Source organism: Cytobacillus firmus (assembly GCF_023657595.1).
GTDB lineage: Bacteria > Bacillota > Bacilli > Bacillales > Cytobacillaceae > Cytobacillus > Cytobacillus firmus_B.
Genome location: NZ_CP098323.1, coordinates 1,838,575 through 1,851,300 on the forward strand (window position 1 = coordinate 1,838,575; position 12,726 = coordinate 1,851,300).

Annotated in this window: 10 protein-coding genes; all 10 read left to right on the top strand. The window is 42.4% G+C overall.

The window, feature by feature from the left end; all coding sequences use genetic code 11:
- Window positions 1-47 precede the first annotated feature (47 nt).
- The 10 genes from NAF01_RS09510 to NAF01_RS09555 all read left to right on the top strand — a co-directional run bounded on the left by NAF01_RS09510 (window position 48) and on the right by NAF01_RS09555 (window position 12,503).
- The gene (locus NAF01_RS09510; RefSeq protein WP_197248080.1) at window positions 48-2,387 is read left to right on the top strand and encodes a DNA translocase FtsK; all 2,340 of its coding nucleotides are present in this window, start codon (window positions 48-50) and stop codon (window positions 2,385-2,387) included.
- A gap of 426 nt (window positions 2,388-2,813) precedes the next feature.
- Complete coding sequence (locus tag NAF01_RS09515; protein WP_197248082.1) at window positions 2,814-3,539, top strand: GntR family transcriptional regulator; 726 nt, start codon at window positions 2,814-2,816, stop codon at window positions 3,537-3,539.
- Window positions 3,540-3,610: 71 nt separating this feature from the next.
- The gene (locus tag NAF01_RS09520; RefSeq protein ID WP_048008971.1) at window positions 3,611-4,717 is read left to right on the top strand and encodes a BMP family lipoprotein; all 1,107 of its coding nucleotides are present in this window, start codon (window positions 3,611-3,613) and stop codon (window positions 4,715-4,717) included.
- Window positions 4,718-4,944: 227 nt separating this feature from the next.
- Window positions 4,945-6,480: an ABC transporter ATP-binding protein gene (locus tag NAF01_RS09525; protein ID WP_197214890.1), complete on the top strand. Its 1,536-nt coding sequence runs from the start codon at window positions 4,945-4,947 to the stop codon at window positions 6,478-6,480.
- Window positions 6,473-7,519: an ABC transporter permease gene (locus NAF01_RS09530; protein WP_048008969.1), complete on the top strand. Its 1,047-nt coding sequence runs from the start codon at window positions 6,473-6,475 to the stop codon at window positions 7,517-7,519. The genes NAF01_RS09525 and NAF01_RS09530 overlap by 8 nt, the downstream gene beginning before the upstream one ends.
- Window positions 7,520-8,479: an ABC transporter permease gene (locus tag NAF01_RS09535; protein ID WP_009330679.1), complete on the top strand. Its 960-nt coding sequence runs from the start codon at window positions 7,520-7,522 to the stop codon at window positions 8,477-8,479.
- Between the two features lie 299 nt (window positions 8,480-8,778).
- The gene (yfmF, locus tag NAF01_RS09540; protein WP_197248084.1) at window positions 8,779-10,059 is read left to right on the top strand and encodes an EF-P 5-aminopentanol modification-associated protein YfmF; all 1,281 of its coding nucleotides are present in this window, start codon (window positions 8,779-8,781) and stop codon (window positions 10,057-10,059) included.
- A complete protein-coding gene (gene yfmH, locus NAF01_RS09545; protein ID WP_250802155.1) occupies window positions 10,059-11,348 on the top strand; it encodes an EF-P 5-aminopentanol modification-associated protein YfmH in 1,290 nt (429 codons plus the stop codon). The genes yfmF and yfmH overlap by 1 nt, the downstream gene beginning before the upstream one ends.
- Window positions 11,349-11,407: 59 nt before the next feature.
- A complete protein-coding gene (gene ymfI, locus NAF01_RS09550) occupies window positions 11,408-12,130 on the top strand; it encodes an elongation factor P 5-aminopentanone reductase (protein ID WP_197214893.1) in 723 nt (240 codons plus the stop codon).
- 115 nt (window positions 12,131-12,245) lie between these two features.
- Window positions 12,246-12,503: a DUF3243 domain-containing protein gene (locus tag NAF01_RS09555; RefSeq protein ID WP_061791010.1), complete on the top strand. Its 258-nt coding sequence runs from the start codon at window positions 12,246-12,248 to the stop codon at window positions 12,501-12,503.
- The last annotated feature ends 223 nt before the right edge of the window (window positions 12,504-12,726 follow it).

Sequence of the window (12,726 nt, forward strand, 5' to 3'; positions counted from 1 at the left end):
TGGAATTTTGATGATGCTTTTAATAAGAACAATGATAAGGTGATAATATGGCCAAAAGAAAGAAAAGAAAGTCTAAAAAGAACGAAACATTGAAACGGACGATGAAATTTGAACTAATTGCCCTGATTCTGCTGGCACTTGCGGTAATATCAATTGCCAGGCTCGGAGCGGTCGGGAATGCAACGGTGCTTTTTTTCCGTTTCTTTATGGGAGAATGGTACATGCTCAGCCTGATTGGACTCGTAATCTTTTCAGGTTATCTGATGTGGAAGAGGGCACTCCCTTACCTGTTCCATACTAAATTAATCGGTATTTATCTTATCATCAGCTCCCTTCTGCTGTTGAGTCATGTAACTTTATTTCAGCTTCTCTCAAATGGAGGGAAGTTTGATGATCCGAGTGTAATAGCCAATACGTGGGAACTATTCCGGATGGAAGTCCGTGGAGAAACAAGCACAACCGATTTAGGCGGCGGAATGCTTGGGGCTATTTTTTTCGCCCTCTTTTATTATCTTTTTGATGAAGCAGGTTCAAAAATTGTAGCCTTTTTATTAATTATTATCGGTTTTGTTCTTATGACAGGAAAAACCTTCGGAGAGGCTGCAGGGAAAATGATGGCCGCAATTCTTAATTTCTTCAAGAAACAATGGGCTGCTTTTATAGATGATATGAAAGAATGGAAACAAAAAGGCAGAGAAAGACGAGAAGAAAGGCAGTCAAGAAGAGAAGAAGAACAGCGCGCTCTTCAGCATGAAGAAGAACCTGAGACAGTGATAACGATCAATAATTCTTCTGAACCGGTATCTGAACCAACCCCCGAACCCATTATATCAAGCTTTGCCGAAAGAGCTTATCAGGAGGATCCCCGGGAAGCGGCTTCTGATCAGCCTCAGGAAACGGGAGTCACAGAGCCGGAGGATGAAAATGCGCCGCCTATCACGTTTACAGAAGTGGAAAACAAAGACTACGAGCTGCCTCCTATCAGGCTTTTAAAACTGCCCAGGCAAACTGATCAAAGCGGTGAGTATGAGCTAATCCACGCGAATGCTGCTAAGCTCGAAAGAACATTTCAGAGTTTTGGGGTAAAAGCAAGGGTGACACAGGTTCATTTAGGCCCGGCTGTTACCAAGTATGAGGTGCATCCTGATGTTGGGGTAAAGGTAAGCAAAATCGTTAGTCTGAATGATGATTTGGCACTGGCACTGGCAGCAAAGGATATCCGAATCGAAGCACCTATCCCGGGTAAATCGGCTATTGGAATAGAAGTCCCTAACTCTGAAGTGGCGATGGTTTCTCTAAGGGAAGTAATTGAATCCAAACAAAATGACAAGCCGGACTCCAAGCTTATGATCGGGCTTGGCCGTGATATAACCGGAGAAGCTGTCCTCGCAGAACTTAACAAAATGCCACATCTTCTTGTTGCAGGAGCGACAGGAAGCGGTAAGAGTGTTTGTATTAACGGAATCATTACCAGCATTTTGATGAGGGCAAAACCACATGAAGTAAAATTAATGATGATTGACCCTAAAATGGTGGAATTGAATGTTTACAATGGGGTGCCTCATTTACTGGCGCCGGTTGTGACAAATCCGAAGAAAGCTGCTCAGGCGCTGCAGAAAGTTGTAAGTGAGATGGAAAGGCGTTATGAGCTGTTCTCACATACTGGCACAAGGAATATCGAAGGCTACAATGAGTATGTAAAAAGGCATAATGCCGAAGAGGAAGCACAGCAGCCCCTCCTGCCGTATATTGTTGTTATAGTGGACGAGCTTGCAGACTTAATGATGGTGGCATCCTCCGATGTCGAAGACGCAATCACTCGCCTTGCTCAAATGGCACGGGCAGCAGGCATTCATTTAATCATCGCAACTCAGCGTCCGTCAGTGGATGTTATCACAGGTGTAATTAAAGCAAATATACCTTCAAGAATTGCGTTTGCTGTTTCATCAATGACAGATTCAAGGACCATCCTGGATATGGGCGGAGCGGAAAAACTTCTGGGAAGAGGAGATATGCTTTTCCTTCCTGTTGGTGCTTCAAAACCAGTCCGTGTACAGGGTGCCTTTCTGTCAGATGAAGAAGTTGAAGAAATAGTGGACTTCGTCATCGGCCAGCAGAAGGCACAATATCAGGAAGAAATGATTCCAGAGGATATCCCGGAAGCTGCAGGAGAAGTGGATGATGATCTTTATGAAGAAGCTGTTGAATTGATATTGGAAATGCAGACTGCTTCTGTATCCATGCTTCAGAGGAGATTCAGGATTGGCTATACCAGAGCGGCAAGGCTGATTGATGAAATGGAAGCAAGGGGGATTGTCGGACCATATGAAGGCAGCAAGCCAAGATCTGTGCTCCAGGGCAAGCCTTCGGAAGAAGCAAGTTCTTAAAATTAATAAGCATGACACATTAAAAAATGGCCTGTCTTCGGACGGCCATTTTTTAATGTATCAGGAAGATATATGCGTAAAATAAGGACAATAAAAAAATACAGTTCAATATGCCATACTACTAAAAGCGCTTACATAAAATGAAAGAGGTATGGTACTTTCAACTCATTACAAAATTGGGTTTATTAACTGGTGCATTTTTAGCAGGAAACTTAAATGTAATCGTTTTCAAAGTAGTATTATACCAGAAAAAAAGAATTGGTACAGAAGGATTCACAAACATTTTTTTCTTTTCACCTTTTTTCGACAAATTGATAAATTTCTATTTCTTTATTGGGTAAAAAGTGTTATAGTATTTTCGATTAGTAGGAATGATTGAACATCAGAGGTCTGATGTCTTGAGAACTGAAGTTGGAGGAACCCTGCATGTCTATTAAGTCAGATAACCGGCATTTATATTTGCAAGTCATCGATCGATTAAAACAAGACATTGAAGATGGAGTGTATAAAGAAAAAGAAAAGCTTCCGTCCGAATTTGATCTTGCCAAGCAGCTTGGTGTCAGCAGAGCCACACTGCGGGAGGCGCTGCGCATTCTTGAAGAAGAAAACGTCATCATCCGCCGTCACGGTGTAGGCACCTTTGTCAATGCAAAGCCGCTATTTACATCCGGCATCGAACAGCTTAATAGTGTCACAAACATGATTTTGCAGGCAGGGATGAAACCGGGAACTGTTTTCTTGAGTTCTGTAACTTTGGGACCGACTGAAGATGATATCCGCAGATTCTCATGTGCTTTAGACCAGGAAATTGCCGTGATTGAGCGGGTTAGAACAGCCAATGGTGAACCGGTCGTTTATTGTGTGGATAAAGTTCCTGAGAATATTCTTCCGGACACGTTTTCCCACGAACAGGAGTCGATTCTTAAAATGCTTGAAGTTGAGGCAAACCGGAAAATCACTTATGCTGTTGCCCAAATAGAGCCTATTGGCTATCACGAAAAAATTTCCCCAATTCTGGAATGTGACCCGGAAACTGCACTGCTTGTATTAAAGCAGATGCATTTCGATGAAGCGGATACTCCGATTCTTTATTCGGTCAATTATTTCAGAGCTGATAAGTTCAGTTTTCATGTCCTCAGAAAGAGAATCTAGCTTTTGGGGATGCACGAAAACACATCATTCATTCCGCTAATGCAAAAACAATTTCTTAGGGGGTACCAACCTTGAAAAAGCGTAAATTTGGATTGGCGCTATCTTTAGTTCTTGCTGCTGGAACAATTCTGGGTGCTTGCGGTAAAAGTGAAGAAAAAGGCGGAGAAACAGCTGGCGGAGACGATAAAGAAAAAGCATTCTCTGTAGCGATGGTAACAGATGTCGGCGGTGTAGATGATAAATCATTTAACCAATCTGCTTGGGAAGGCTTAAAAGCATTTGGTGACGAAAATGGACTTGAAAAAGGAAAAGGCGGATTTGACTATCTTCAATCACAGTCAGATGCTGACTATTCTACAAACCTTAATACATTAGCACGTCAGGACTTTGATCTTGTTTTTGGAATCGGTTTCTTAATGGAAGGTGCAATCAATGAGATTGCTCAGCAGCAAAAAGATTCTCATTTCGGCATCGTTGACGCGGTCGTAGATCAGCCGAACGTAGCAAGCATTATGTTTAAAGAGCAGGAAGCTGCATTCCTTGCAGGTGTTGCTGCAGCAAATGCAACTAAAGAAAACAAAATCGGTTTCATCGGCGGTATGGAAATTCCGGTTATCGAGCGTTTTGAGTCTGGATTCCTTGCTGGTGTTCAAGCGGTAAACCCTGATATTAAAGTAGAAGTTCAATATGCTGGAGCATTTGATAAAGCTGAATTAGGTCAGACAATTGCTTCTAAAATGTACTCTTCTGGCGTAGATGTAATCTTCCACGCTGCCGGCGGAACTGGAAACGGCCTTTTCAAGGAAGCTCGTGACCTTAAAAAGAAAGACCCGGCAAGAGAACTTTGGGCAATCGGTGTTGACTCAGATCAGACAGCTGAAGGTGTAGTAGAAATCGATGGCAAAGAGCACAATGTAATCCTTACATCTGCTCTTAAGCGTGTAGACAATGCTGTTAAGGACCTTTCTACAAAGGCTAAAGACGGCAGCTTCCCTGGTGGAGAAACAACTACTTACGGATTGGCTGAAGACGGTGTAGGCCTTGCTCCTATCAACCCGGAAGTATCAGCGAAAGCAGAAATCGAAGGTGCAGTTAAAGAATGGCAGGAAAAGATCAAGAATGGTGATCTGACTGTTCCATCTTCAAAAGATGAACTGGCTTCTTTCTCAGTTGAATAATTAACTTTAAGGAATAAGCAGGTTGCACTGCGGCCTCTTATTCCTTTTTTAAAAGTTTAATTGAAGGACAGAATAAATTCTGTATTTCACTTAGATTTTTAATGAAATAATTCTAATTTCATATTACTTAGAAACTTGGCTTTATGGCCAGGTTTTTCTAAGAAATCCCAAGGTCTGACCTCTAACTACTAATAATTTCCTTATATTTTGAGCAAGGAGTGAAACAAATGGATTATGTTATTGAAATGCTCAACATTCGCAAGGAGTTTCCTGGAATCGTTGCAAATGATAATATCACGCTTCAGCTGAAACCAGGTGAAATTCATGCGCTGCTTGGCGAAAATGGTGCAGGCAAGTCAACGTTAATGAATGTCCTTTTTGGCCTGTATCAGCCTGAAAAGGGTGAAATTAAAGTTAAAGGAAAACCGGTGCGCATCACCGATCCTAATATAGCAAACGACTTGGGCATCGGGATGGTCCACCAGCATTTCATGCTTGTTGACCGTTTCACTGTCACTGAAAATATTATTCTGGGAAAAGAAACAACCAAAGGCGGAAAAATAGATATTAAAAAGGCTGAGAAGGAAGTCAGGGAGATTTCCGAGCGATATGGACTTGCGGTCGACCCTCAGGCGAAAATTTCCGATATTTCAGTAGGAATGCAGCAGCGAGTGGAGATCTTAAAGACTCTATATCGGGGTGCTGAAATCCTTATTTTTGATGAGCCTACTGCTGTTCTGACTCCGCAGGAAATTAAAGAGTTAATTCAGATTATGAAAACTTTAATTCAGGAAGGCAAATCTATTATTCTTATCACTCACAAGCTGAAGGAAATCATGGAAGTGTGTGATCGGGTAACGGTTATCCGCAAAGGAGTTGGAATCGGTACTGTTAATGTCACTGAAACGAACCCGAATGAACTTGCCAGCTTAATGGTGGGAAGGGAAGTCACTTTTAAAACGGATAAAACAGCCTCGAAGCCGCAGGAGCAGGTGCTTGAGATTCATGACTTAAATGTGAAAGATTCACGGGGTCTTGGTGTTGTTAATAACCTTAACCTCAATGTACGAGCAGGTGAAATTGTCGGTATTGCCGGTGTAGACGGGAATGGACAGTCAGAATTAATTGAAGCGATCACTGGCTTGAGGAAGTCTGAAAGCGGTTCAATTAAATTGAATGGCAAAGAAATTGTGAATATGTCTCCTCGTAAAGTTACGGAGACTGGTGTAGGGCATATCCCACAGGACCGTCATAAGCATGGACTTGTCCTTGATTTTCCAATCGGAGAAAATATGGTTCTGCAAACCTATTACAAAGTGCCATTCTCAAAAAAAGGTGTTCTAAACTTTAAAGAAATATATAGTAAAGCAACAAAGCTGATTAAAGAATTTGACGTCAGAACCCCAAGTGAATATACACTTGCAAGGGCACTTTCCGGCGGTAACCAGCAGAAAGCCATAATCGGACGTGAAATTGACCGCAACCCGGATCTCCTGATCGCTGCTCAGCCGACACGGGGTCTGGATGTTGGAGCAATTGAATACATTCACAAGCGTCTGATTGAACAGCGTGACCAGGGGAAAGCAGTGCTGCTTATTTCATTCGAATTGGATGAAATTATGAATGTCAGCGACCGGATCGCTGTTATTTATGAGGGTGAAATTGTAGCAGTAGTTGACCCTAAACAAACAACTGAACAAGAATTAGGTTTATTGATGGCCGGTTCTAAACGGAAGGAAGCGGGTGGCGAAAACCATGTCTAATCGCATGAAGAACATTGTCGTACCTCTAGTTGCCGTTCTGCTCGGGGTATTAGTAGGTACAATCATTATGATAGCAACTGGATATAATGCCGGATCTGCATTTATTGCATTATGGAACGGTGCTTTTGGTGAAATCTACTACACTGGTGAAGTAGTCAGACAGGTCACACCTTATATTCTGGCCGGTTTGGCAGTTGCATTTGCTTTCCGTACAGGCTTATTTAATATCGGTGTTGAAGGACAGCTGATCGTCGGATGGCTTGCAGCTGTTTGGGTAGGGGTTGCATTTGAACTTCCAAAATTCATTCATCTCCCGCTCGCGGTTCTCGCAGCTGCAGCGGCTGGCGCGCTTTGGGCATTCATACCGGGCCTTTTGAAAGCCAAGTTCAAAGTGCATGAAGTAATTGTCACGATCATGATGAACTATGTGGCCTTGCATGTAACCAACTATATTATCCGTACGGTTCTTTCAGAAAAAAGTGACCGGACCGAGATGATTGCAGAATCTGCATCATTGCGTTCCCCGTTTCTTGAGGGATTAACTGATTATTCTCGTCTGCATTGGGGAATTTTAATTGCTTTAGCATGTGTGTTTATTATGTGGTTCCTATTAGAAAAAACATCGAAGGGATACGAATTGCGCGCTGTAGGCTTTAACCAGCATGCATCTGAATATGCGGGCATGAGCGTCAGCAAAAATATCATTCTATCAATGGTCATCTCAGGAGCATTTGCAGGCCTTGCCGGTGCCATGGAAGCATTGGGTACATTCGGCTATGCAGCCATTAAGGGCGGCTTTACGGGAGTAGGTTTTGACGGTATTGCGGTAGCACTCTTAGGCGGGAATGGGCCAATTGGAATTATTTTTGCAGCATTGCTATTCGGAAGCTTGAAGGTCGGCGCCTTAAACATGCCGCTTGAAGCTGGAGTTCCTAATGAACTTGTTGATATTATCATTGCACTTATCGTGTTCTTTGTTGCAGCAAGCTATATGATTCGCATCTTTATTGACCGTATCAGCAAAAAGGGGGTGAAGTAAGTGGGCTTAATGGAGATCTTATTAATTATTATTCCATCAACTTTGCTTTGGGCAGCCCCGCTTATTTTCACTGGATTGGGCGGAAACTTCTCAGAGAGCTCCGGTGTTGTAAATATTGGTTTAGAAGGCTTAATGGTAATTGGAGCATTCACTGCCATTGTTTTTAACCTTACGTTTGTTGATGTATTTGGCAGCATGACTCCGTGGGTTGCATTACTCGCAGCTATGGTTGTTGGAGCTCTATTATCCATCCTGCATGCCGTTGCTTCTATTACGTTTAGAGCTGACCAGGTTGTGTCAGGGGTTGCGATTAACCTTCTGGCAATTGGTGCAGCACTGTTCCTGGTTAAATTCATTTATGGAAAAGGTCAGACAGATATCATTCAAAAAGGATTCAGCAAAGTGGATATTCCATTTTTGAGTGACATACCTGTTATCGGTAAATTGTTCTTCTCAAACACTTATTATACTTCATTCGCTGCCATTGCCGTTGCATTTCTAGCCTGGTTTGTGATGTTTAAGACTCCATTCGGGCTAAGGCTTCGGGCGGTTGGTGAACACCCAATGGCTGCGGATACAATGGGTATCAATGTAACAAGGATGAGATACATTGGGGTATTAATCTCAGGAGCCCTTGCAGGAATAGGCGGCGGCGTGTATGCACAATCGATTTCTTCAGACTTCGGGCATGCGACCATCAGCGGCCAGGGCTTTATGGCTCTGGCGGCACTGATCTTTGGTAAGTGGCATCCGCTTGGTGTTATGGGTGCGGCTTTGTTCTTCGGATTTGCACAAAGCTTGAGCATCATCGGCTCCAGCCTTCCATTCCTTGAGAATATTCCAAATGTCTATCTTCTCATTGCACCATATGTTTTAACGATTCTGGCATTAACGGGTTTCATCGGACGCGCGGATGCTCCAAAAGCATCTGGTACTCCTTATATAAAAGGAAAACGTTAACACAAAAAGCCTCATTTCTTTTCGGAAATGGGGCTTTTTATTGTTCAGATTCTTATTGAAAACCATTTAGTCATCCCTAATTCAAGGACAAGCGGCTATCATTTATAAAAAATATATAAACCTTCCAATACAGCCAATAACTTGAAATAAAGAAATAGGGCAAGGTATAGTAAGAATATGATTTATTACAAAGGATATTATAGAAGATATCAGCAAAGTGTTTACATACAGGGGATGCTCCCTTTTTTTACTATTGACCGTACTTTGGACTCATCAATCTACTGACAGGAGGAAAAGACATGGCCGTAATCTCTGAATCCGTAAAAGCCATGAATGGCTATAAGCTTCACGTGGTTAAAACAGAGAAATATAAAACCAATACCCTGGTTTGGAAAATGAAAGCCCCGCTTGAAAAGAGTACAGTTACATTAAGATCCCTATTGCCTCATGTATTGCAGAGCAGCAGTTCGTCCTACCCTTCAACCGGAAAGCTGCGGGCTTACCTTGATGAATTATATGGTGCAACGCTTTTCGTCGATTTGGCGAAAAAGGGCGAGTATCATGTCATTACCATTTCAGTTGAAATCGCAAACGAAAAATTTCTTTCAGATCCAACGCCTCTTTTGAAAAAAGCGTTCCAGTTTTTAGCGGAAATCCTGACAAAGCCAAATGTGCATGAAGGCGCTTTTGACGAGGATACAGTTGAAAAAGAAAAAAGGACGCTTAAACAGCGAATTCAATCAGTTTACGATGATAAAATGCGCTATTCAAATTTCCGGCTTGTTCAGGAAATGTGCAAAGATGAGCCTTATGCACTGCATGTGCATGGCGAGAAAGATGATGTGGACAATATCACTCCTCAAAGACTTTATGAATATTATCAGCAGGCAATGGCGCAGGATGAGCTTGATTTATATGTTATAGGTGACGTGGAAGAGGCAGATGCCGAATCCTATGCAGGTGAGCTTTTAACTTTTGAAAAGAGATCACCTCAGACAGCGCCAGCATCCTCTGGTAGAACGAAGGAATCTGTAAACGAAGTCCGGGAAGAACAGGATGTGAAGCAGGGGAAACTCAATATCGGCTACCGGACAAATGTCGTGTACGGTGATCCGGAATATTATGCGCTTCAGGTATTCAATGGAATCTTCGGAGGTTTTTCTCATTCAAAACTGTTTTTGAATGTCCGGGAAAAAGCCAGTCTCGCATACTATGTAGCCAGCCGCCTGGAAAGCCATAAAGGGTTAATGATGGTGATGTCCGGAATCGATAACAGCAACTATGACCAGGCAGTGAGTATTATTAAAGAACAACTGGAAGCTATGAAGAATGGTGACTTTACAGAACAGGAAATGGAACAGACCAAAGCAGTCATAAAAAATCAGCTTCTGGAGACTGTTGATACAGCACGCGGAATTGTCGAAGTCCTTTACCATAATGTTGTGTCAGGAAAAGAAATTACCCTTCAAACCTGGATGGATGAAATGGATAAAGTAACAAAAGAGGAAATTGCCGCGACAGCCAAGAAGGTCAGTTTGGACACTGTGTATTTTCTGACAGGAAAGGAGGCGGGCAAGTAATGGAAAAAATCACTTTTGACCAGCTTCAGGAAGAGCTGTATTATGAAAAACTTGAAAGTGGGCTGGATGTATATATCTTGCCTAAAAAGGGATTTAACAAGACTTATGCCACTTTTACGACGAAATATGGTTCAATTGACAATCATTTCCTGCCCCCCGGAAAAGAAGAGTATGTAAATGTTCCGGATGGCATAGCCCATTTTTTGGAGCATAAGCTTTTTGAGAAAGAAGACGGGGATGTGTTCCAGCAATTCAGCAAGCAGGGAGCATCAGCTAATGCTTTTACATCTTTCACCAGGACAGCTTATCTATTTTCCAGCACGTCCAATGTAGAGATGAACCTTGAAACGCTGATTGATTTTGTGCAGGACCCTTATTTTACAGAAAAGACTGTTGAAAAAGAGAAAGGAATCATCGGACAGGAAATCACCATGTATGATGACAATCCTGACTGGCGCTTATATTTTGGCCTGATCGAAAATATGTTCAAAAACCATCCTGTTAAAATCGATATCGCAGGTACGATCGAATCCATTTCCCATATCACGAAAGATATGCTGTATGAATGCTATGAAACTTTCTACCACCCAAGCAATATGCTGCTGTTCATAGTCGGACCAGTTGATCCGGATCAAATCATGACTCAGGTGAGGGATAACCAAAGCAAGAAGGATTATAATGAGATGGCGGAAATCAAACGCCAAGTCGAAGGAGAGCCTTCTGAAGCGGCCAAGAAGAAAAAAGTTCTTGAGATGAATGTCCAGACCTCAAAGTGCCTGGTTGGGATAAAGAGCAGTACTGCAAATCAGTCAGGCAAAGAAATGCTTAAAAATGAGCTTAGTCTGAATGTGCTGCTCGATATCTTATTCGGTAAAAGCTCTGAGCAGTACAGCACACTGTACAGTGAAGGGTTAATTGATGACACATTCTCCTTTGATTATACACAGGAGCAGGGTTTTGGATTTGCCATGGTGGGCGGAGACACAAACGATCCTGACCGTTTGGCTGAAACACTGCAAAAGATGCTACTGGATGCAAGGGAAAAGGGAACTATTTCACAGGAAACACTTGATCGGACAAAAAAGAAGAAAATAGGCGCATTCCTGCGGGCTGTCAATTCACCGGAATATATCGCCAATCAATTTACCCGGTATGCTTTTAATGAAATGGATTTATTTGATGTTGTGCCGACCCTCGAAAGCATCACTCTTGATGATGTGGAAAATGCGGCTGGTAATTTGATAAGTGAAGAACGGTTTACGGTTTGCCAGGTTGTCCCTAAGAAATAACAAGCAGTTTCAGCAGAGCGCCATTAAATGGCGCTTTGCTTTTTTCGGGAGGATATGAAATGAAGAAATTTGCATTAATAACTGGAGCGAGCGGAGGAATCGGCCAAGCAGTCAGTGTCAAACTGGCAGAAGAAGGCTATTCGCTTTATTTGCATTACAATCATAATATGGAGGGGATCAACAGGCTTCTGGACCGCCTGCAAAGGTTTGGCGGAGAATATATTCCGATCCAGGCAGACCTGTCTGTACCAGGCGGGTATAAAAAAATTATTCCTGACATATTTTCACTTGATGCCATTATTCATAATAGCGGAACAGCTCAATATGGACTTCTTACTGAAATACAGCAAGCGGAAATGGAAGCTCTAATGAACCTCCATGTGACCTCGCCGCTTCTCCTGACGAAAGAGCTTTTGCCGAAATTTTTAACAAAGGGGGGCGGAAATATTATAGTCGTTTCTTCGATATGGGGCCAAACGGGTGCCGCTTGTGAAGTTGCATACTCGGCTGCAAAGGGTGCACAAATTGCTTTTGCAAAGGCATTAAGCAAGGAGGTTGCCCTTAGTGGGGTAAGGGTTAATGCTATTGCCCCGGGTGCCGTTGAGACGGCCATGCTGAAGGATTTTACTGAAGAAGAGCTTAATGCTGTAAAAAGCGAAATTCCTATGGGCAGGCTTGCCTTGCCTGCTGACATAGCCAACGCCATTTCCTTTCTTCTTTCAGAAAATGCCTCGTATATTACCGGGCAGGTTATGGCAGTAAATGGCGGCTGGTATACGTAACTGCCAATCGTTCAAAGAAGTGTCACATATTTTTTGAGTCATGTCTAAGTGCATGAATATTTTATTCAGCCCCTAAGCACAATATAATTGTACAACATTTAAAGGAGGCAAAATTATGTCTGTACTAGAAAATTGGCAGCAATGGAAAGATTTCCTTGGCGATCGTCTTCATCAGGGGATGGATCAGGGAATGAATAAGGAAACAGTAAATGACCTTGCTTATCAAATCGGCGATTATTTAGCCAAGCAAGTGGAGCCAAAGAATGATCAGGAAAAAATCCTGGCTGATCTCTGGTCTGTAGCAAGTCCTGATGAGCAGCATGCCATAGCCAATATGATGGTAAAGCTTGTTCAGAACGACGGTACCCGCTAAGAAAATAATAGTAAAAAGCGAAAAGAGAGGATTGCCTCTCTTTTCGCTTTTTCCCCAAAACATTTCCTTCCCGCCCAAACGGGTTTTTCCTTTCATATTGGCAAAAAATCATATATTATAGAACCTAGATGAAAATTTAGGATAAGTTTAATAAAATTTTACATACCAAAATGAGTTGCTTATATATAAAAAATGCGCAAATACATGCGCATCATGCAGGAGG